Raw genomic sequence first — 20411 nt, 5'->3', positions numbered from 1 at the left:
GGCCGCCCCCGCCGGGCCCCGGCCCCATGGCCAGCACAAACGGCAGCGCGATGTTCTCCGTCCCCGACCGGGCAAAACCCTTTGGCCGGCACCCGCCTCGCCCAACGGCAAGCCACGCCTCTTCTACGGTCCAAAAGGCGGTACTCCGGGAACCCTCGTTTGAAATTGAATGGTTTTCACCGCCAAGCTCTCGGAACTCAAAATGACGTCTAGAAAACCCGCAGGTAAATCGCCTGCGGGTTTTTTCCATATGCCTCGAATCGCCAACGCGGGCAAAAAACGGTTCATTTTGAGACAAGGGGCATCCGCGCCATGCGATTCAGCCATGAATCGCCGATGCCAAGGGGACCGGCAGTGGAACACCGGCCCCGGGGGATGCGGCGATGGGGCGTAAGCGCCACGCAGCTCGGTAAAGTAGAATCAGTATTTCTTGGTTCGAACATCCCTTGGTTCGGGCACCCCCTGGTTCGAACACCCCTTGGCTCGAGTACCCCTTGGCTCGATCGCCCCTTGGCTCGAACGCCCCTTGGTTCGGCCGGATTCCATCTATATCAATCATTCAATCGGTGGCCATTAATTCCGCTGGGTTCAAAATGGAAGCGCTGTCGCCACGCGCCTCAACCATGGGATGCCAGGCCACGTGCTCAAGCTATCGGGCGCCGATGCGAAGCGGTCCGGCTACGGAGCGCCGACGCCAAGCGGCCCGAGCCGTTTCGCACCATAAACCCTGTTCGCCGCCCCTAAAACCCCGCCGACTCCTGCTCGTACGTGGTGCCAAACAGGCTCGCGTGCAGGGAATTGCGTCGCTCGAGAAACCCAACCGTCCGATTGCAAAGCGAAAAGCCTAGCTTATCGGCCAGCGAAGGAAGCACTGCGTCGAAGAGCTCGAGATTGCTCATCTGGTTGTAAGGAAGCTCGGCAACCGAGTAACCCATGCACTCAAGCGCAGCCGTTCTTCCCGAAGCCACCCGATACCCCTCCCTGTCCGCGTGGTAGGCCTCCCCCAGCACCTCAAGTATCGACCGATTCTCCTTCCACAGGGCGTCGGCAATGCAATAGTCCATATGCGACAACGCCTGCGCCTCCGCAGAAAGGGAGACGCGACGGTTGAGTTCCGGCGACCCCCACGACTCCCCGCCAGCGGCATTGCCGGAGCACAGGAGCAGGTTGGCATACACCTCCGCCGGCGATCCCGCGCCATTCCTCACAAGCGACAGCGCCCTCCTCTGCGGATTTCGCGGACCCGCCTCAAAATGCTCGAGCATCACAGCCAGGTTGTCCACGCTCGTCAAAGGCGGGCGTTTCCAAAGATCGCCCACCCTGTCAAAGCGGTCGAAGGCAGGTGTCCATCCAATGGCTTCACCCTCTGGGTCCGCGAACGGAAGAGTTTTGCCACGCTCGTCGCTATAGCCATAGATGCCGTCGCTGCCAAAGAAATCCCTGGTGAGGACTCCTTCCTCGACCAGACATTTTTGCACGTAAGCCAATCGCAGGCACTGCGGCACAAGCGAGAATATCCCGCATGCCTCGAACATCTTCTTGGCAGAGGCCATAACGTCGCCATTTGCCGGCTGGTAGCAGAGGGAGGCCTCGGGACTCAGTACGTATAAGTCGCCACCGAGCGACGTTCGATGCTTGAGAAGGTCCTCGCGAATCGTCCTGTGATGGACGACAAGGTCGCTCTTGCACGTTCCGGCCCTATTGTCGACGAGCACGTGGACCGGGAGAGAAACGCCCTTAAGCTCCCCCAGCATTCGACTGTCAATCAGCTCCTCGGACCTGCGCATGTTCTTTCGACGTCGGGCAGACGGCCACGGGACCCGCGTTTTTCTGCCGGGGTCCGCCGCCCACCAAGCCCGAAGCGCCTCCTTGTCAATCTCGGCATCCCTCAACAACGGAGGCGTTCGCCAGTACTGCCACGCCGATTGACCGCAAATCGTAACCTCCATCGCCCTCTCCCCTCGCACCGTATCCGCAGCAAAAGCGCTCACACATATGCTTGAATGACCGTTGCGGGCTATGCCCCACATTGCCCGCTATCAGAACCGGACGGTACCTCGGGACTCACGCTCCGCGGCCAAGAGTCAGGACCGAGCGGCACCTCGAGTCCCATGCCCCGCGGCCTCGTCAAAACCGAACGGCGCCTCGAGTCCCATGCCCTGGGACCCAACATCAAAAACGAACGGTACCGCGGATTCCACCCCGCACGACCACCACCATCGCCAAACTGCGCCGCAGACTTCCCTCCCGAGTCTTTGCGGCAAAGCCGGAGCGACGCCGAGCTCCCGCCTCGCGGAAAGGCGGCGTGGCACCGCAGCCCCACCCTGCGGAAAAGCGGAGCGGCGCCGCAGGTCAACCTCGAGGACAAGACAGAACGTCGCCGCGGTCTCCACCCTCTGCCTCACGGACAAGGCAGATCGGCGCCGCGGCCGCGCCTCACGCCTCGTGGCCAAGAAGCTAACATGCCCCCGCGCGAATTATCTGACAAATGCGCTATCATCCGCGAACGGCATAGCCAACCAGGCGCGCGGAGTGGAAGGCGGGCCACAGCAATTCGCATCTGCCACACGGAAAGCAAAGCCAGAAGGATCGCGACCAGAGACGCCCCCGAATACAACTCCCCAGCGAACAGTCAAATAGGAAACAGAATCCCCTCCGACAACAGAAATACCCGGAAAGGTAATCTATTGGGCTGGATTCTTCAGCGGGCAGGAGTGATGCGGGCAGATAAGCACTCGGATTAGACATCCTGTTTGAAATTGAACGGTTTTGCCCTCCCAGACCCGCGCAAACCTCTTAGAGGCTCTATTCATACTTGATTTACCTGCGGTTATGATAATCTGAATTACATTGACCAGCAGGGGCGGCAGAAAAACTGTTCATTCTCAAGCAAGAGGCCCGAGCATCCCCGCGATTGTCAAACAAGGGGCTCGGGCGCCCCCCCCGCGCGACCGTTAATGGAGGCTCGAGCGCCCCCACGATTGTTAAAGAAGGGGATTGACTTCCCTTGTTCTTTGCCAAAGAAGAAGTCCAAGCCTCTCTCTGGCGATCGCTGAGAAAGAGGCTCGGCCCTCCCAAGCGCCTGCCAAAGCACTCCCAAACCGGCGCCTGCGGGAGGCAAAGCGGGGCGGCGGCATAGCAATACCCGCCGCCCCCACAAAGCTCTGACCCGAGCGAGACGAACCGCCCGTCTACAAGACGGTGGGACTCTCGGCAAATCAGCTCTGGCCCCGGGCGAAACGATCCGCTCGAAACAATCCGCTCGAAACATACGGAAGGCTTTCGCTGCGACACCCACCGAAACGGACCCGCTGCCCAACCCGGGCAAGCGGTGCGCCAACCGGGAGCTAAAAGACGCCCATCGAAACGGGCCAGCCGCTCGACCCAGACAAGCAGCACGCCAACCGGGAGCAAAAAGCGGAAAAGCCGTTCGCGGGGTACGCCACGCCCACGGCCACGCCGCAGACGATGCAGGCAAACCCCGCGAACGCAAAGAACACGTTAGCCCTCGTACTCGGCGTCGTCGGGCACCCACTCGCCAAGGCATTGGTCAAGGCCGATGACGAGCGCGTCCTTGTCCATATGGCGGCCAATGAAGCAAATCTTGGTCTCTCGGTCCCCGGTGGCCTCATCCCAATCATCCATGACCTCAGGGTTCTCGCGAATCAGCTGCTCACGAACATCGTCCGGCGCGCTCGCGATGAACTTGCCCTGCTCGGTGAGGGTGGTCTGGCGACCCGCCTGCTCGAACATGAAGCACATGTCGGGATCCTGTGCCGCCCACAGCTGGCCCTTGGCGCGAATAACCTCGCGCGGCCACGTCGTCACGAAGTCGCTGAAGGTGTCGATGTCAAACGGCACGCGGCGCTCGTAGACAAAGGTGTCGATGCCGTACTCGAGCACCTCCTCGCTGCCCTCGTGGTCGTGGTGGTGATGGTGGTGATGGTGGCCGTGACCCTCGTGGTTGTGGTCGTGGTCGTCATGAGCATGGTCGTGCTCATCGTGGTCATGCTCGTGGCCCTCGCCCTCGTGCTCGTGGTCGTGCTCGTCGTGCTCGTGGCCCTCGCCCTCGTCGTGGCCGTCGCCCTCGGGATTCATCGCATCGATCCACGCGGCCGAGTTATACACGCCCTCAAAGTTAAAGCGACCCGTGTCCAGCAGCTCGTCGAGCGGCACGTTGCCCTGCGTGGCCTCCACGATCACGGCCTTCTTCTGCAGGCCGCGCACCAGCGCGCGAAGCTCGGCCAGCTGCTCGGGCGTCACGCAGTCCGTCTTGTTCAGCACGATGGTGGAGCAGAACTCGATCTGCTGGATGAGGAGGTTCTCGATGTCGTCCTCCTCCAGGTTCTCCGCCAGCAGGTCCTCGCCGCCGTTGAACTCGTCCCACATGCGCGCGCAGTCCACCACGGCCACGATGTTGTCGAGGTCAAGCGGCGCGGCGCCGTCGTACTTGGACTGGTCGCAGAAGGCGCTGATGGTGTAGGCGATGGGAATGGGCTCGCAGATGCCGGAGGCCTCGATGATGATGTAGTCGAAGTCGTCGGAAACCGCCAGCTCGGCAAGCTGCTTCTCAAGGTCGGCCGAGAGCGTGCAGCACAGGCAGCCGTTGGTCATGGGGATGAGCTCACCGTCGACCTGAGACAGACCGCCCTTGGCGATGAGGCTCGCGTCGACGTTGATCTCGCCGATGTCGTTCACGAGCACGGCGGCGCGAATGCCCTTGTCATTGGCGAGGATGTGGTTGAGCAGGGTGGTCTTGCCCGCACCGAGGTAGCCGGTGAGCAGGACGATCTTCGTGGGACTCTTCACTGCGTCTGCAGAAGCCATAACGCTCCTTTGCTTGGAATTCACTTGCAAACGGGAAGTATAATGCCCCTCTTGACCATAAGGCAGACACGAAGGTGAGCATGACGAGCGACAACACGACGGCGCGGACACGCGAGGACGAGACCTGCTCGCCCTCGGCCCCCGCTGACACGGTAGGCAACACGACGGCGCGGGCGCGCGAGGGCAAGAAGCGGGCGGGAGCAAGCGAGACGCCGGAGGGGCCGGCAACGGGTGCGGCGAGCGATGAAGCCGGCACCCCACTGCTGCGTCGCACCTGGATGGTGGCGCTGCTCGCCGGCATATCCTGCCTGCTCTGGGGCAGCGCGCCGGCAGCCATCAAGATCGGCTACAGCCTCTTTGGCATCCCCAATGGCGACATCGCCGGCGAAATCCTGTTCGCGGGATGCCGCTTCGTGCTCGCGGGCCTCATCGCGCTGGCGCTCGGGAGCGCCATGGCCGGGCGGCCGACCCTCCCCGCCCGCGCCTCGCTGCCGATGGTCCTCAAGCTCTCGATGTTCCAGACTGTCGGCCAGTACGTCTGCTACTACATCGGCGTCTCCAACACCTCCGGCGTGAAGTCCGCCATCCTCGTCTCGCTCAACACCTTCTTCTCGATACTCGTAGCCACCCTGCTCTTCAGGCAGGAACGCCTCACCGGGCGCAAGATGGTCGGGTGCGCACTGGGCATCGCCGGCGTCGTGCTCGTGAACCTCACCGGGACGGGCTTTGACGCGAGCATGCGCTGGGACGGCGAGGGACTCGTCGTGGCGGCCGGCCTCTCGTATGCCATGTCGTCCGTGCTCATAAGCCGATACTCGCAGCGCGAGGATCCCATGGCGCTGAGCGGGGGCCAGTTCGTGGTGGGCGGCCTCGTGATGGTGGCGCTGGGCCTCGCGTTGGGCGGACGCATGCCACAAGTGTCGGGCGCTGCCATGGCAAACCTCATCTACCTGGGCTTTGTTTCCGGTATTGCCTACTCGCTCTGGGCCTTGTTGCTTAAGCACAACCCCGTGTCGCGCGTGAGCGTCTTTGGGTCGATGAACCCGGTCTTTGGCGTCATCATCTCGGCGCTCCTGCTGGGCGAGACCAACGTCGTGCCCGCCTGGCAGTGCGTGCTGGCGCTCGCGCTCGTGGTCGCCGGCATCTGGGTGGTCAACCGGCAGGCGGGCGAGAAAACGGAGCGCGGGTAAGGCAAGGGCCGAGAGAGCGGCCGGAGCAATGGCCGGCGCAATACGAACAGGACGAGGGCCGGCACGCTGAGCCAGGCGCCGGCCTTCAGGCGCGGGGCGCCAGGAATGGCTCATGGCAGCGAGGCACCCCGTGCCCGCGGCCGGGCTCGCCGCCCCAGGTGGCGTCCACGCCAGCGGCGCAGCTAGCCCGCGCTCACGCTCGAGGCGAGCAGCCTCGCGCAGACGAGCTGCCCCGCCATGCAGGCCAGCACGCCCAGCGAGAAGCTCAACGCCATGTACGCAGCCGCGGCAGCGTAGGCGCCGCGATCGATGAGCCCCTGGGACTCGAGCGCAAACGTCGAGAACGTCGTGAACCCGCCGCAGATGCCGGTCTTTGCGAACAGCACCGATCGAGGCGACATCCCGCGCGTGGCGACAGCGCCCACGATGAGGCCAATCACGAACGAGCCGGCCACGTTAGTCACGAGCGTGGCCAGCGGAAACTCGACCGCGCCAATTGTCTTCCACGGCACGAACGTCAGCAGATGGCGCGCCACGGCGCCAAGGCCGCCGCCAGCAAAGACGGCAAGAATATCGAGCATGGGAACCCCCTCCAGGCAACGCGACCATAATAGGCGTGCCGAGGCCCAGGCGCCAACGCAGAGCCGGCGCAACTGAACAGGAGTGACATGGACCACCCCACACGGACCCTCTTCATCGACGCGGACGCCTGTCCCGTTACGCGCGAGGCACTCGATTGCGCGCGTCGCATGCACCTGCCCGTCGTCATCGCCGGCAACACGACGCAGAACCTCGAGCGTCACATCAGGTGCGATGACCCGCGCGACGCCACCTCCGCCAGGCATGGCTTTTGGGTCGACGTCCTCGACGTCTCCGTGGGCGCGGACTCGGCGGACTTCGCCATCGTTGAGCGCCTCTCCCCCGGCGACGTCGTGGTGACGCAGGACATAGGACTCGCCAGCATGGTCCTGGGCCGGGGCGCATGGGCCATCAGCGTGCGCGGGCACGTGTTCCGCAAGGAGACCATCGACATGGAGCTCTTCATCCGCCATGAGGAGAAGAAGGTCCGCCGCTCCGGCGGGCGCACCAAGGGCCCGTCCGCCTTCACGGGCGAGGACCGCCGCCGCTTCTCCGCAAACCTCATACGCGTCCTGCGCGGCGAGGAGTAGCCGAGGAGTGCTGGCACCGCCCAACGCCGCTCGCGGGTCCAAACCTCTCGCGCACCGATTGCGCGCCCAGCCGGCGCCGCCCAACGCCAGTCGCGGGTCCAAACCTCTCGCGCGCCGATTGCGCGCCCAGCGGGTGCGTCAGAGGCGAATGCCTTCGTGGGCGAGGAGCCAGAGCTTCTTGTCGAGGCCGCCGGAGTAGCCGCCGATCTTGCCATGGGCGGCAAGCACGCGGTGGCACGGGACGATGATCGAGATGGGGTTGCGCTTCACGGCGCCACCGATGGCCTGGGCCGCCATGCGCCCGCCGCCGCGCCCGAGCACCACAAGGTCCGCGAGCTCCCCATAGCTCGTGAGCCCGCCGTATGGCACGTCGAGCAGAAGCGACCACACCTCGTGCTGAAAGCTCGTGCCCCGCGGGGCCAGGGGCAGCTCGCGAGGATCGGGGCGCTCGCCGGCAAAGTAGCGCTCGAGCCACCCCAAGGCCCGGGCAAGCACCGGCTCGTCCAGGCGCTCGGGCGCGTCGGCCTCCACGAGCGCGTGATGCCCCGGCTGCCCGTTGAGGGCGCATCCGACGAGCGCACCTCCCTCCGAAGCCAAAATGACATCGCCGAGCGGGGTTTCGATATAGGCTGTGTAAGCCATTGCCGCCAATCGTCGATACAACAGAATCCCGAAGTACTATAGGCCCACTACCCTGCAGAAAGGAGCCGCACATGCCATCAGTTTCCTACGCGATTGCCGTGCTGCTCGTCCTTGCGGCAATCGTCTCGCTTGTCGTGGGTGTGGTTGGCTTTGCCATCGGGCTCGTCTTTGACCTCATGGGCCTCGTGCTCGAGGTCCTGCCCTTTGCCGTCATCGCACTCGTGGCGGCGTTCTTCCTCCAGGGAGGCCGCGTTACGCGCGGGGACAACGGCAGCCTTGCCATCCGTCTGCCCGAGAGCTGGCCGAAGATCTAGCCACCCACCACGAGCGACGCGGCGGCAAGCGCGGCACAGGCGGCCACCACGAGGCGCCGGCGGGGGCGTCCTCAGGAAGCCTCAGCTCGCGAGGATGCGAGCGGGGAGCGTCTCCCGAGCCCAGCAGGTAGGCACGGGCGACCGTCTTGCGAAGGCGCGAGCCACCTACGCCACGGCCAAGCCGCGGGCAACCACAAGCACGGCCACGATCTGGTCCGCATGGGCTCGGTCGTAGATGACGGCACCACGCGTCTTCTGCGCCGCAGTGAGCTGCTTGCGAGCGCGTGCAATCACATGGCCCTCGGCGTCCACGACCTCAAAGTCGAAGCCCCCAATGTCATTGCCGCGGAGCTTCCAGCCAAAGCCCTCGACGGGAACGTCGCCGTCGGCGCCCGCGAGGTTGAGCGGCAGGGCAAACTCGTCACCGTTGGACATCGAGATGCCATACGCCCCGCGCCCGGCCGTGATGGTGGTACGCACCTCGGCCACCTGGTTGCCGGCGGCGTCCTCGACAACGGTGCGGGCCTGGTCATCATCCTCCACCACGCGGAAGATCAGGTTGCCGTGGGCGTCCACGATGTCCGCCCCGCCGGCTGCCGCCGCTGCGGTGCCGGCGTTGAAGAGCAGCAGGAGCGGCGCGCCCGTGCGGGCAGACTTGCGCGGCACGCGCGCACCGGTGGGCGCGAAGGGCGCCGCGGCGCCGGTCTGCACCATGGACTCGGGCACGTATTCAGGATCCGCCTTGGGCGCAGAGCCCTCGCCCTCGCGCGGCTCGCCAGAGAGCGTGGCCTCGTTGCGAATGGGGCCGATGAACCACATGACGAGGATGGCCAGAATGCAGATGATCGATGAGAGCAGCGAATGGGTATCCTGCGTGAGCTCGGCCAGCTGCTCGCCATACGGCACGAGGAGCAGTGCCAGCAGCGAGCCGACGACGCCCGCGCCACAGAGCACCACGGCCGGCACGAGCTTTCGGGAACCGTGGGAGATACTGAACCCCACGATTCCCAAGGCAAGCGTAACGGCAGCATAGGCGCCATAGATCATGAGCACCCACGCGTCTGCGGCAACGCCCCTGTTGATGCCGGAGAGACCCGCGGCCACGAGCAGGAGCGCCGCGATGACGAGCACATAGGACAGCACGCGGATGCGAGAGCGCGAGGTGTCCGCGGCGCTCGGGCGCTTCTCGGAGGTCTTCTGCTCGCCTGCGGCGTTCTTTGACATGGTGGCGCTCCCTAGGTTGGCAACAGTTCCAGCGCACCCGATTATAGGTGGCATTCCGGACATATATGCGGCGCAGACCGGCGACCGCCCACCGGCCGCGCCGCGCGAGGCCGCGTCAGCCCACGCTCGCCGTGCCAACCCGCGTGCCCGCCTAGGCGTCGTCGCGGACGAAGACCTTCTCCACCTCGCCGATGTACATCGTGTGGTAGTCGTGCTCGGGGTAGACCTCCTCGTCCACGGAGGCGTCAACGAAGCGCTCGGGCCTGATGTCGTCCGCGTACAGCTTGCGGCAGACGAAGACGAGCTCGGCCTGCTCGTAGGCAACCGATGCGCCCAGGTAGGCCGGAGTGAAGCCCACCTCGGCCACCTTGTCGCCGTCTCGGCCGCTCTTGGAGCCCAGCACCGTGAGCTCACGCTTGTGGCCGGCGCCATAGAACGAGAGCGTAAAGCGCTCCGCCGCGTCCAAGAACTGCTTCGTGAAGCGCTGCGGACGCACGTAGACGGTCACGGCGTTTCTTCCCCACACCACGCCGAGGGCGCCCCAGCTCACGGTCATCGTGTTGGAGGCCGTCTCGTCGCCGGCGGTAACGAGCGCCCACTCGCTTCCGATCTTCTGGAACGGGTTGAACTCGAGGTCCTTGATGTCGATTTCCTTGAAGGCCATGGTCTCTCCTTTCTCCGACCTCACCGCAGGCCGTCCCGCTAGATCACGTAGTCGTTGCCCGCGAGCGAGGTCACGCAGAGGTCGGCGACGGTGTAGTTGTCCAGGTAGTCGCCGATGAGCTTCGCGAGCCCCATCCACATCTCGTGGCATCGGCTCTCCTCGAGGCGAAAGGCCGCGGGGTCATCGAGCCCGGAGACCGGGTCGAGCGAGCCCTCGGTGAGGCGCAGCACCTCGCCCACCGTGTAGTCCGCGGCATCGCGGGTGAGCCGATAGCCGCCTCCCTTGCCGCGAAGGCCCTCGATGAGCTTGGCCTTCACGAGCACCTTGAGGATGCTCTCGAGGTACTTCTCCGAAATGTCCTGCCTGCGGGCGATGTCTCGCAGGGGCAGATAGCCCTCGCCCACGTGCTCGGCAAGGTCGATCATGACGCGCAGGGCGTAGCGCCCCTTGGTTGATACAAGCATGGCAATCCTCCGAGCGGGCGGCGGCCAGCGCCCAGCCTTCGCCAGGCGCGGGGTACACGCCCTCGCAACCATTTTCCTACCAATTCTATAGGATGATAGGTAAAAGGGTTGTGCGATTGTGTACGATTCTCGTCCGCCGCTGGATTCCGTTGGGGACAGGCACGATTGCGCGCACGCCGTTGGGGACAGACCCTTTTACAATATGGCGAACCGCGACAACAGAGAGATGACAGCCATGATTCCCACGCCAGAAGAGGCTTACGAGCTGCTTGAGAAGTACAACCAAGACCCGTTTCACCTCACGCACGGACGCATCGTCGGCGAGGTGATGCGCTGGTTTGCCGGTGAGCTGGGGCATGGGGACGAGGCGGACCTATGGCAGACGGTTGGCACCCTGCATGACCTCGACTTCGAGCGCTGGCCCGAGGAGCACTGCCTCCGCGAGGAGCAGATCATGCGTGAGGCCGGCATCGACGACGTGGTGGTGCGCGCCTGCTGCAGCCACGGCTTCGGCCTCACCGGCACGCCTTACGAGCCCACAAGCGAAATGGAGAAGGTCCTGTTCGCCGTCGACGAGCTCACGGGCCTCATCGGCGCCACCGTGCTCATGCGGCCGTCCAAGAGCGTAGACGACCTGCCCGTCAAGTCGCTCAAGAAGAAGTTCAAGGACAAGCACTTCGCCGCCGGCTGCTCGCGCGACGTCATCTGCGAGGGTGCCGCGCGCCTGGGTTGGGAACTGCCCGAGCTCTTTGAGAAGACCATCCTCGCCATGCGCGAGGCTCCGAGCGCACCTCACGGCGAGGCCGAATAAGGCTCATCGCCGCGCACGCACAGCCCAGCCGGCAGCCCCATCGCCTCGTACAAAGAGACTGGATAACACCCGAAGATTTGTCAGGAAAATGAGTCAAAGGAGACGGCAGCCGGGTGACTCGCGGCAACGGGGTGACTCATGGGCTCGCTTTGACTCGTGACGGGATAATGAGTCAAAGTGGATGGCACACAGCTGACTCACTGACTCACGGGAACGAGACCATGCCCGAGCTTATATACCTCGACAACGCAGCCACCACGCGCATCTCCCCCGCCGCGCTCGACGCCATGCGCGCCGTCTACGAGGGGGATGCCTTCGCCAACCCCAGCAGCCAGCACACCGCTGGGGATGCCGCGCTCAGGGCGCTCGAGGGTGCCCGGGCTCGCATCGCCGCCTGCCTGCACGCCCGCCCGCGAGAGGTCGAGTTTACCTCGGGTGGTTCGGAGGCCAACAACCAGGCCCTGCTCACGGGTGCCGCGTATGGAGCGCGCGAGGGCAGGCGTCACATCGTGGCGTCGGCTATAGAGCACCCGAGCGTCCTGCGCGTGCTCGAGCGGCTCGCCTCGCCGGACGGCCCCTTTGGCGGCAACTTCGAGGTGACACTCGTGAAGCCTGACACCGAGGGCATCGTGAGCGTGCAGGCCATTAAGGAAGCCCTGCGCGAGGATACCTGCCTCGTCTCCGTGATGTACGCAAACAACGAGGTAGGCAGCGTGCAGAACGTCCATGACCTCTGTCGCGCCTGCCGCAAGAGGGACATCCTCTTCCACACAGACGCCGTCCAGGCCGCGGGACACCTCCCCATCGACTTCACGCGCGACGGGTTCGACCTGCTGAGCATCTCGGCCCACAAGTTCCACGGCCCTCGGGGAACGGGCGCCCTGCTCGCATCGCATCGAGTGGTCCCCGCGCCCCTGATTCTTGGCGGCTCCCAGGAGCGGGGCCACCGAGCGGGCACCACGGATGTGGCGGCAGCCGCAGGCATGGCTGCGGCGCTAGAGGAGACATGTGGTTCGCTTGAAGCCAATGGACCGCAGGTCAGAGCCTTGCGTGACCGTCTCGCGCAGGGCCTCTCGGCAATTCCCGCCACTCACGTGCTTGGCCCCACAGACCCGGGATTCGGCCTCCCCGGCATCCTGAACGTGGCTATAGAGGGCATCGACCGCGAGGCCGCGCTCGTGCTGCTCGACGAACGAGGCGTCTGCGCCAGCGCCGGGTCTGCCTGCGCCGCCGGCGCTGTGGAGGAAAGCCACGTGCTCGCCGCCATGGACGTGGCGCCCGAGCTCGCGCAAGGGGCCCTGCGCTTCTCGCTCGACGCGCGAGAGAACACGGCCGAGGATGTCGACCGGGTCGTTGCCGCGGTGGCGGAGGTTGCCGCCACGCTCCGCAAGCGCAGAGGCTGGGCGCCCACGGGCCCCGCTACCCCGTCCATCCAGGGAGATACCCAATGAGCCGCGGCCGCGTTCTTGTGGCGATGAGCGGCGGCGTTGATTCGAGCGTAGCCGCCTGGCTGCTGATGCAGCAGGGCTACGAGTGCGTGGGCGCCACCATGCGCCTCGCCGCCAACGAGGACGACCGCCCTGGCGAGCGCACCTGCTGCAGCGTGGATGACGTGGCCGACGCGCGCGAGGCGTGCTGGACGCTCGGCATTCGCCACCACGTCTTCGACTACACGTGCCAGTTCGCGCGCGACGTCATCCAGCCGTTTATTGCCGATTACGAAGCCGGGCGAACGCCGAACCCGTGCGTCGCATGCAACCGCTATCTCAAGTTTGGGGCACTGCTCGACCGCGCCCGAGAGCTGGGCTGCGACTACCTCGCAACCGGCCATTACGCCCGGGTGGAACGCATGGGCGGGACAGATGCGCCTGCCGCACACGGCCCCGCATATCGCCTGCTCAAGGGCGTCGACGCCGCCAAGGATCAGAGCTACTTCCTCTACGGCCTCACCCAGGAGCGCCTCGCCCACGTGCTCTTCCCGCTGGGCGGGCTCATCAAATCGACGCAGGTTCGCTCCATTGCCGAGGAGGCGGGGCTCACGGTTGCCCACAAGAAGGACTCCGAAGGCATCTGCTTCGTTCCGCAAGGCGACCACCTGCGATTTATTGAGGAGCAGACCGGTCGGATCGCGCCAGACGGCGACATTCTCGACACCGAGGGAAACGTGCTCGGCCGCCATCACGGGGCGCTGCGCTACACGCTCGGACAGCGCAAGGGCCTTGGCGTGGCGAGTGATAGGCCGCTGTATGTGTGCCGGGTCGACACCCAGGCGAACACCGTGACGCTCGGCGACAACGCCGACCTCATGAGCACCGAGCTGCGCGCCGTGAACTGGAATTGGATTGCGGGGGCGGCCCCAATCGAACATCCGGGGACGGGTACCGCGGCGGGCGCGGGCGCTGCGGCGGGCGCTGACATGAATGCGGGCGCGAGCGCCGCGGCGGGCGCAAGCACGAATCCTGACGCGGGCGCTACGGCGAACGCAAGCGCGGGCGCAGATGCAACCGCCGCAGGCTTCCGCGCATCAGCCAAGGTCCGCTACCACCAACCCGACCAGCTGTGCCAGGTAATTCCCCAGGCAGACGGCAGCGTTCGCATCATATTCGACGCACCGCAGCGCGCGGTGACCCCAGGCCAGGCGGTCATCGTCTACCGCGGAGACGAACTACTCGGCGGCGGCACCATCGCATAGAGGCGTCCTCCGCGCCGTTCGGCACGGAGGACGCAAGGCGCCGTGGCAGGCCGTCGGCATCATCATGGCCGTGTGCGATAGTAAACGAGCCGTCGGCCCGAGTAATGGCCCGGGTGATCCGGGCCACGGGCACGCTAAGCTCCGCCCGGCGCCGTCTCCCTACGCGTTGAACACGAGCTTGTCGAGCCTGTCGAACGCCTCCTCAACACGAGAGAACGGCAGCGCCAGGTTCATGCGGATGTGACACTCGCCATGGAACGGGCGACCGTCCTGCCAGTCGACGCCCACGCGCCAACCCTCATGCAGCAGCCACTCGACGTCCTTGCCATGGGCCTCGCACCACCTCGTGCAGTCGAGGAAGAGCATGTAGGTGCCCTCGGGCTTGGCCAGCTCCACGCCCTCGAAGTGCGTCCGGATGAAGTCCACCGCATAGTTTACGTTGGCGCCCAGGACCTCGCACAGCTCGTCGACCCACTCGTAACCCTCGGGCTTGTAGGCGCCCATGAGCGCATGCATGGAGAGCACGTTTATCGAGTTGTAGTGGCTCTTGGAACCACGCGCCACCACGCGATCGCGCAGGTAGTCGTTGTAGATGATGTGATAGCTGCCCACGAGGCCCGCCAGGTTGAAGGTCTTGGACGGCGCGTAGACGGCCACGGTGCGATTGCGGGCGTCCTCGCTCACGCTCTGCGTCGGGATGTGCTTGTGGCCCGGCAGGATGATGTCGCTCCAGATCTCGTCGGAGACCACCACGCAGTCGTGCTTCTTGTAGATCTCCATGGCACGCTCGATCTCGGCGCGCTCCCACACGCGGCCGCAGGGGTTGTGCGGCGAGCAGAACACGGCGGCATGGATCTTGTTCTCGACGATCTTCTTCTCCATGTCCTCATAATCCATGCGCCACACGCCGGCCTCGTCGCGCTTGAGCGGCGAGAGAACGGTTTTGAAGCCGTTGTCGGAGATGCAGTGGGTGAAGCCGATGTAGGTGGGGCTGTGGAGCAGCACCGCGTCGCCCGGCTCCATGAAGGAGGCCAGCGCGGAGACCACGCCGCCGAGCACGCCGTTCTCGTAGCCAATGTGCTTCTTCTCGAGGCCCCAGACGCCGTTGCGGGTGGTGTGCCAGTCGATGATCCCCTGGAAGACCTCGTCGGGTGGGAAGAAGTAGCCAAAGGCCGGATGCTTCGCACGCTCGATGATGGCCTCGGTGATGGTGGGACAGGTGGGGAAGTTCATGTCGGCGACCCACATGGGAATGGGGTCATAGCCCTCGTCGGGAGCTGCCGGGGCCATGCCACCCGTGCCCACGGCATCAATGGCGATGGCGTCCTTGCCGCGGCGGTCCATAATCGAGGTGAAGTCGTACTTCATGAGAGTCCTTTCATGCGTATTATGGAGCCTGTATGGGAGGTCCGCGACCAAGCCGCGGCAGTAACTGGTATACCAAGCCCGACAATCAGGGGCTTGCCAGAAAGCCAGGGCGCACGACGCTCAGGAACTTGCCAGAAAGCCAGGGCATCCGCCCCACGGAAAATGAGTTCCACGGCCTCATCAAGTTGGGAATATCGAACTCCATGCGCGTGTCATTAACAAACTGCTCGTATTTCCGGGCGGGTTCTAGCGGCGGACGCAACACCCGCCAACTAAGCCGCGCCCCCTACCGAGAATGTAGCCAGAACCAACCCCTCATGACTGAAGACGCGCTTAACGTATACTGAAAATCAGGAATTCAATTCCGGATTTTCCACAGCCAAGCCTTCTCTTCGAACATCGCCCGCTCTTGGGACAATCATCATTGAACAGTTCGGATTCCAATGAGCATGACAAGGAGGCTTGCATCGCGGGTTGTTTTTACTGTTGTCCACAGCCGAATGGGTCTCGAGCACGAACAGTAGATTCGTGGCCAGACGCGCAGCCGCACGAATCGCAAAAGGCCCTCTATACTTAGGGCAACTGTTAGAAAGGCTGACCGTGCTCACGATTCACTACGGCGATATGGACGGTGTCATCTATAACACCTCCACGTTCTTTAACAATGTTTACTCTCCCGAGTGGCTTGAAGACGAGCTTGCTCGGCGGATGATTAAGTCTATCGACGGTGGCGAGGTCTTGGGTCCGAATGCCATCAAGAGCAGAATACTGGGCCTCATTCCCCCAGAGAAGCTTTCTAGCGGTGTAAAGACCCTGTTACTCATGCTATTCATGCCTGAGCGTGTTTACAATGCCTCGAATTGCGGGGATAACTGCGCATATTGGATATTGAAGATCGCAAAAATCCATGACGTTACAATCAATTTGTATCACCTCATGGATTTTGGAAATCGCAGGTTTACGATTCGAGTTGCCAACATCGATCAGGTTGTCCACACCATGGATGAGCTCGTTTTGATTGCTGCCGACTGCCTTCGGGGTGATGTTCGATGAGGGGCGAGCAACCTGTAGTGGTGCGAAACAACAAAGTTCAGATCAGGCTCCCCATTCGTAGGAACCTTACTATTTTGCAGGGAAAGAGCGCGACGGGGAAAACGACGTTGATCGACCTCGTTTCTCAGTATGAGCAGCTGGGAGAGAGCAGCGGCGTAACGATTAATTGTGATGTCCCTTGCCATGTGCTTTCTGGTAAAAACTGGCAGCGTGATTTGGCGGAGATGGAGAACAGCATTGTCTTCATCGACGAGGACAATGCGTTTATGAAAACGTATGAGTTTGCACATGCAGCTCGGCATAGCAGCAACTATTATGTTTTGGTGGCACGTGAGGCCCTGCCGCAGTTGCCGTATAGCGTTGACGAAATAAATGGATTGCGAAACACGGCAAGATCTTCTTCAAAGTACCCCGCATATGCGCGCGTGCATACCTCCGTTTATCGCATTTTTGGAGATGCCAGTTTTTCTGGCGAACGTCCGGAGCTTGTAGTTGTTGAGGATTCCCATTCGGGTTTCGATTTCTTCAGCGCGCTGTGCGCAAAAAGTGGCATTCAGTGCGTGAGCGCTGGGGGTAAGTCGAATGTCTACCGCTTGCTTCGCGAATGTAAAGAGTCGAACATTCTCGTTATTGCCGATGGGGCAGCATTTGGACCCGAAATGGCGTATGTCACATCGCTGATGCGGTTCAAGAAAATCCGACTGTTCTTACCAGAGTCGTTTGAATGGCTTGTTCTCAAGTCTCCTTTATTGCGCGACGCTTCAGTTGATAAGCTGCTCGAGCATCCTGCCGAATACATTGAGAGTTCTGAGTTTTTCAGCTGGGAGACTTTTTTCACGCGGGAGCTCGTCGAGAGGACTCGTGACAGCTACCTGGGATACAGGAAGAGCAGGTTGAATCCGGCATATTTGCAGAATCGTGAGCTTGGCATGATTTCGAGCGAATTGCCCAATCTCGGGATTTAGCGTGTCGACCTTTTCGCATTGCCGCTCGCCCCGGCGACGGCACCGAGGTGGCCTTCCGGGCACGCGCCCAAGTCGGCTCCCGCAATTTCACAAACCGTGACAATAGCATCAATGGTCTGTCCGCTACGAAGCAGAAGGCACTCGGCCGAGGAGAATCGTAGGCAATGACGAAGAAGGGCACAAAACCAAAGACTGACTCGTCTTTGGTTTCCGAGACTCTAGAAGATGAGCTGCTCGTCAAATACGAAGTCTTCTTTCCGAAGACTCCACCCTTACTTGGTGGGGCAATAGATGACAGCAATGATTCGCCATCAGGCGTAGCCTGGTTTGGCGGCATCTCAGAAAGTCTCATCGATGAGATCGAGTGGGAGCCGCATGTAGACAAGGCGGACAGACTCGATTACATCGTGGCTGTGAGCAGCGGAGTTTTAGCGGGTCTCGTAGACGTTTTCTACGTCGGCGAATTCTCGTTGGACCGCGCGAGCGAATGGGGCAATAGCAAGATAGAGCGGGTCGTCATGAAGGTCGCTCGCGCGGAGGGTTACACAGGCGACGACCTTTCCGATGCAATCAAGACTCTTGAGAAGAACCACCCTTTCGCAGCAGATGGGAACACGAACGATTTCGGCGGTGGGCTGCAGCACCATTTTCGCGACTTCTCGCATCATTTCAGCATTGGCGGCCTCTTCTTCTCCATCCTCACGCAGTTCACGGGCATGGTCGTCGGAGCAGACAATGCCGGGCGACTCACCGTCAAGCCCGTCCCTGAATCGCATAGGCAGTTCATCGGCAAGAATTTCCAGGAAAAGCTGGCCTATGGAGTCATCGGCTGGTTCTTCCACATGGTAAGTGACATGGCAGGCTCGAGTGGCGCGACGATGGGCGGCACCGGGGTGCCCGGTCCGCTTGTCTCGTTCATGAAGGAGCTTTCCGCGTTGCCTTTCTTCAAGGACTCAGGCAAAGGCGATTACGGGTTTAGGCAATGGCTCACAAAGCTCTTCAACGGAACGTTGCTCTCTGACCACGATGAGAGCGGGAAGATCATCAAGGACTCCGCAAGGCGTTTCGATCTGCGCGCCGAAATCGGCATCCTTGGTGAGATCGGGCGTCAGACGGTGCCCATCCTCATCAATCAATGTATCGTTCGCGGATTCTACTTCTGTCGGAGAATCTGCAGAGAGATTCGCGATCTCGACATAAGGGAGCTCAGCGATCTTGATCGCATCGCACCCGAAGACGTACTGCCCTGGGGTACTCCTGCCATGCGGAGGATGGTGACCGTTTCAAGCGGCGTCTTTACAGGGGTCGACCTAGCTGACGCCGCGGTGCGCGCCGCAAAAAGCAAGAATCCGGTCGCCTTCTTTCTTCGCGTCAACTACGTCGGAGTTGCGACCTTCGTGATCTCCTGCGTCGTCGATGCACGTGCGACGTTGGCGGACAACGCGAAGGAAGAGGGCGAGAGCCCCGAGGAGGCCTTCGACCGAGGGCTATCCAACCTTGGCTGCCTGAAGCTCGACTTCCAGCAGACGCGTGTACTCCACTCCATCATGCACAACATGGTCGCCTACGACATCGCGAATGAGAAACGCGATAAGCGAGTTGCGCGCAAACAGGCCTGGCTCGACGAGTGGAGCGCGAAGGTTGCCGAAGCAATGAGCCTTGCATGGGCGGCGAATGAGGGCTTTTTCCTGAACGATGGGGAGCTTTACAAGGTTATCGGATGGAGCGAGGCGTCAGGCTGGAGCGATTCTTGGATGTGGCTCGTCGCGCTTGAAGCAGCGTGCTTCAAGGCGTACATGCCCCTTCACGGAGGTCGCGACAAGGAGTACAAGGGACTCAAGCTCAACGCAAACTATTTAGGCGACGTCTTCTGCAGACATCAAGGAACCGTCAGCGACAAGGAGCTGAAGGGCCTTTCGAACTCAGTAAGCGGGACACGTGGCAAAATCGACGGCGCAGGGGCGAAGAAGGCCGTCGGAGCTGTCGGAACCGTCGTCGCTATCGCGGCAACGGGAGGTCTTGCTTTCTACTTCGCTCCGGCGATCGCGCCCGCACTCGCGGCAGCACTCGGCGCTGAAGTGGCTACGCTTTCCGGAGCCGCGCTCACAAGCGCGAGCCTCGCATTCCTCGGCGGCGGTGCCCTTGCGGCAGGCGGCGCCGGCATGGCCGGGGGCGCCATGCTCATCGCGGGCGGCGGCGCGTTGATAGGCGCCGTGGGCGGTTCCAGCATATCTGCTGCCACGAACTTGACGCTTGCCACCGATACAAGCTACGTGCTCGACGAGTGCGCGAAGCTTGTCGCATTCAGCCGGGAAGTGCTTGTCGCAAAATACGGAGACTTGGCGGCCGTCGCGGAGATCCACGACAGCCTCAGCCGCCGAATCATCGAATTGGAAGTGCAGACAGAGGCCATTAAGCGCAACATGAAAGAAGCGCCAGGGGAAGCTGGCGGCGAGAAAGAAGATTCTGACGATCTCAGCCCAGAGAAAATGGTTAAAGTGCTCAAACGCAGCATCAAGTTCTTGAAGAAGAGCAGGGATGAGCTCGGCAAGCTTCTTGATGACGCAGGGAAAGAACGGTTGGTTTTGCCGCAATGGGCAAATAAATAGATTGCGTGCCGGATGTTGGTGTAAGGGACCGCTTCCCTTGCCGCAGAAAGCAGAAAGCAGAAAGCAGTTATCGCCCAGAATTCTAATTGCTGGAATCAGGATTCGAAGAAAGGCAATAACCCCACATGGACAAGATGCGCGAGATCGCGGGCGACAGCGCCCAGATTCGTCGACGGCATAGCGAACATGGCCAGCTCATCAGGGTGATGGCAGAGTCGCTCATCAACGAGGTCATGGACGCCCAGACCGACGAGGCATGCGGGGCCGGCAACCGGAGAAACGGATATCGCGGGCGCAGGCTCACCACCAGCGCGGACACCATCAACCTCAGGATCCCGAAGCTGCGCGCGGGAAGCTGCATAGCCCACACCTCTCAAGGCCATACGCGTGCAGGAGTCCCTCGGGGCCTCCATGGCCAA

General features: G+C 62.7%; 18 protein-coding genes. 10 read left to right on the top strand and 8 right to left on the bottom strand.

Annotation, left to right across the window (positions count from 1 at the left end; translation table 11 throughout):
- Positions 1-740 precede the first annotated feature (740 nt).
- Positions 741-1949, bottom strand: a complete 1209-nt coding sequence (locus EFAMC2_RS09275; RefSeq protein ID WP_154028860.1) for a hypothetical protein — start codon at positions 1947-1949, stop codon at positions 741-743.
- Between the two features lie 1552 nt (positions 1950-3501).
- On the bottom strand, positions 3502-4827 hold the full coding sequence (locus EFAMC2_RS10395) for a CobW family GTP-binding protein (protein ID WP_154028858.1): 1326 nt from the start codon (positions 4825-4827) through the stop codon (positions 3502-3504).
- Between the two features lie 80 nt (positions 4828-4907).
- Here EFAMC2_RS10395 and EFAMC2_RS09260 point away from each other — a divergent pair, with 80 nt between their 5' ends.
- Positions 4908-6017 carry a DMT family transporter gene (locus tag EFAMC2_RS09260; protein WP_222838588.1) on the top strand — a complete coding sequence of 370 codons (1110 nt, stop codon included), beginning with the start codon at positions 4908-4910 and terminating at the stop codon, positions 6015-6017.
- A 182-nt stretch (positions 6018-6199) separates the two neighbouring features.
- On the opposite strand, the gene EFAMC2_RS09255 is transcribed toward EFAMC2_RS09260, so the two are convergent.
- A complete protein-coding gene (locus EFAMC2_RS09255) occupies positions 6200-6598 on the bottom strand; it encodes a fluoride efflux transporter FluC (protein WP_154028856.1) in 399 nt (132 codons plus the stop codon).
- A gap of 87 nt (positions 6599-6685) precedes the next feature.
- Between EFAMC2_RS09255 and EFAMC2_RS09250 the strand changes: the two genes are divergently transcribed.
- Positions 6686-7186 carry a DUF188 domain-containing protein gene (locus EFAMC2_RS09250; RefSeq protein WP_154028854.1) on the top strand — a complete coding sequence of 167 codons (501 nt, stop codon included), beginning with the start codon at positions 6686-6688 and terminating at the stop codon, positions 7184-7186.
- A 138-nt stretch (positions 7187-7324) separates the two neighbouring features.
- On the opposite strand, the gene EFAMC2_RS09245 is transcribed toward EFAMC2_RS09250, so the two are convergent.
- Positions 7325-7828 (bottom strand): methylated-DNA--[protein]-cysteine S-methyltransferase, encoded by a 504-nt coding sequence (locus EFAMC2_RS09245; RefSeq protein ID WP_154028852.1) that lies wholly within the window; start codon positions 7826-7828, stop codon positions 7325-7327.
- Positions 7829-7899: 71 nt separating this feature from the next.
- Between EFAMC2_RS09245 and EFAMC2_RS09240 the strand changes: the two genes are divergently transcribed.
- Positions 7900-8142, top strand: a complete 243-nt coding sequence (locus EFAMC2_RS09240) for a hypothetical protein (protein WP_154028850.1) — start codon at positions 7900-7902, stop codon at positions 8140-8142.
- Positions 8143-8307: 165 nt separating this feature from the next.
- Here the strand turns inward: EFAMC2_RS09240 and EFAMC2_RS09235 are convergent, their stop codons facing one another.
- The 3 genes from EFAMC2_RS09235 to EFAMC2_RS09225 all read right to left on the bottom strand — a co-directional run bounded on the left by EFAMC2_RS09235 (position 8308) and on the right by EFAMC2_RS09225 (position 10494).
- Complete coding sequence (locus EFAMC2_RS09235) at positions 8308-9366, bottom strand: hypothetical protein (RefSeq protein WP_154028848.1); 1059 nt, start codon at positions 9364-9366, stop codon at positions 8308-8310.
- Between the two features lie 151 nt (positions 9367-9517).
- Positions 9518-10030, bottom strand: a complete 513-nt coding sequence (locus EFAMC2_RS09230; RefSeq protein WP_154028847.1) for a flavin reductase — start codon at positions 10028-10030, stop codon at positions 9518-9520.
- 38 nt (positions 10031-10068) lie between these two features.
- The gene (locus EFAMC2_RS09225) at positions 10069-10494 is read right to left on the bottom strand and encodes an RrF2 family transcriptional regulator (protein WP_154028845.1); all 426 of its coding nucleotides are present in this window, start codon (positions 10492-10494) and stop codon (positions 10069-10071) included.
- 226 nt (positions 10495-10720) lie between these two features.
- On the opposite strand from EFAMC2_RS09225, the gene EFAMC2_RS09220 reads away from it, so the two are divergent.
- From EFAMC2_RS09220 to mnmA, 3 genes are all read left to right on the top strand, one after another.
- The gene (locus tag EFAMC2_RS09220) at positions 10721-11305 is read left to right on the top strand and encodes a hydrolase (protein WP_222838587.1); all 585 of its coding nucleotides are present in this window, start codon (positions 10721-10723) and stop codon (positions 11303-11305) included.
- Positions 11306-11526: 221 nt separating this feature from the next.
- Positions 11527-12756, top strand: a complete 1230-nt coding sequence (locus EFAMC2_RS09215) for a cysteine desulfurase family protein (RefSeq protein WP_154028841.1) — start codon at positions 11527-11529, stop codon at positions 12754-12756.
- On the top strand, positions 12753-13997 hold the full coding sequence (gene mnmA / locus EFAMC2_RS09210; protein WP_154028839.1) for a tRNA 2-thiouridine(34) synthase MnmA: 1245 nt from the start codon (positions 12753-12755) through the stop codon (positions 13995-13997). The genes EFAMC2_RS09215 and mnmA overlap by 4 nt, the downstream gene beginning before the upstream one ends.
- A gap of 159 nt (positions 13998-14156) precedes the next feature.
- Here the strand turns inward: mnmA and EFAMC2_RS09205 are convergent, their stop codons facing one another.
- A complete protein-coding gene (locus EFAMC2_RS09205) occupies positions 14157-15365 on the bottom strand; it encodes a MalY/PatB family protein (protein WP_154028837.1) in 1209 nt (402 codons plus the stop codon).
- Positions 15366-15893: 528 nt separating this feature from the next.
- Here EFAMC2_RS09205 and EFAMC2_RS09200 point away from each other — a divergent pair.
- The 4 genes from EFAMC2_RS09200 to EFAMC2_RS09185 form a co-directional block, all read left to right on the top strand.
- Positions 15894-16418, top strand: a complete 525-nt coding sequence (locus tag EFAMC2_RS09200) for a DUF4869 domain-containing protein (RefSeq protein WP_261980235.1) — start codon at positions 15894-15896, stop codon at positions 16416-16418.
- A gap of 107 nt (positions 16419-16525) precedes the next feature.
- The gene (locus tag EFAMC2_RS09195; RefSeq protein WP_222838586.1) at positions 16526-17383 is read left to right on the top strand and encodes a hypothetical protein; all 858 of its coding nucleotides are present in this window, start codon (positions 16526-16528) and stop codon (positions 17381-17383) included.
- Between the two features lie 164 nt (positions 17384-17547).
- The gene (locus tag EFAMC2_RS09190; RefSeq protein WP_154028831.1) at positions 17548-19992 is read left to right on the top strand and encodes a hypothetical protein; all 2445 of its coding nucleotides are present in this window, start codon (positions 17548-17550) and stop codon (positions 19990-19992) included.
- Positions 19993-20117: 125 nt separating this feature from the next.
- The coding region (locus EFAMC2_RS09185; protein ID WP_187325265.1) for a transposase at positions 20118-20411 on the top strand (294 nt) is incomplete at its 3' end.

The organism is Olsenella uli, assembly GCF_901212655.1.
Lineage (GTDB): Bacteria > Actinomycetota > Coriobacteriia > Coriobacteriales > Atopobiaceae > Parolsenella > Parolsenella uli_A.
Note: the sequence above shows the minus strand (reverse complement) of the source record. Positions and strands in the feature narration are given on the sequence as shown.

Bases quoted from the DNA above. Each gene is read 5' to 3' on its own strand.
- EFAMC2_RS09275 (WP_154028860.1), bottom strand. From the start codon at position 1,949: ATGGAGGTTACGATTTGCGGTCAATCGGCGTGGCAGTACTGGCGAACG.
- EFAMC2_RS10395 (WP_154028858.1), bottom strand. From the start codon at position 4,827: ATGGCTTCTGCAGACGCAGTGAAGAGTCCCACGAAGATCGTCCTGCTC.
- EFAMC2_RS09260 (WP_222838588.1), top strand. From the start codon at position 4,908: ATGACGAGCGACAACACGACGGCGCGGACACGCGAGGACGAGACCTGC.
- EFAMC2_RS09255 (WP_154028856.1), bottom strand. From the start codon at position 6,598: ATGCTCGATATTCTTGCCGTCTTTGCTGGCGGCGGCCTTGGCGCCGTG.
- EFAMC2_RS09250 (WP_154028854.1), top strand. From the start codon at position 6,686: ATGGACCACCCCACACGGACCCTCTTCATCGACGCGGACGCCTGTCCC.
- EFAMC2_RS09245 (WP_154028852.1), bottom strand. From the start codon at position 7,828: ATGGCTTACACAGCCTATATCGAAACCCCGCTCGGCGATGTCATTTTG.
- EFAMC2_RS09240 (WP_154028850.1), top strand. From the start codon at position 7,900: ATGCCATCAGTTTCCTACGCGATTGCCGTGCTGCTCGTCCTTGCGGCA.
- EFAMC2_RS09235 (WP_154028848.1), bottom strand. From the start codon at position 9,366: ATGTCAAAGAACGCCGCAGGCGAGCAGAAGACCTCCGAGAAGCGCCCG.
- EFAMC2_RS09230 (WP_154028847.1), bottom strand. From the start codon at position 10,030: ATGGCCTTCAAGGAAATCGACATCAAGGACCTCGAGTTCAACCCGTTC.
- EFAMC2_RS09225 (WP_154028845.1), bottom strand. From the start codon at position 10,494: ATGCTTGTATCAACCAAGGGGCGCTACGCCCTGCGCGTCATGATCGAC.
- EFAMC2_RS09220 (WP_222838587.1), top strand. From the start codon at position 10,721: ATGACAGCCATGATTCCCACGCCAGAAGAGGCTTACGAGCTGCTTGAG.
- EFAMC2_RS09215 (WP_154028841.1), top strand. From the start codon at position 11,527: ATGCCCGAGCTTATATACCTCGACAACGCAGCCACCACGCGCATCTCC.
- mnmA (WP_154028839.1), top strand. From the start codon at position 12,753: ATGAGCCGCGGCCGCGTTCTTGTGGCGATGAGCGGCGGCGTTGATTCG.
- EFAMC2_RS09205 (WP_154028837.1), bottom strand. From the start codon at position 15,365: ATGAAGTACGACTTCACCTCGATTATGGACCGCCGCGGCAAGGACGCC.
- EFAMC2_RS09190 (WP_154028831.1), top strand. From the start codon at position 17,548: ATGACGAAGAAGGGCACAAAACCAAAGACTGACTCGTCTTTGGTTTCC.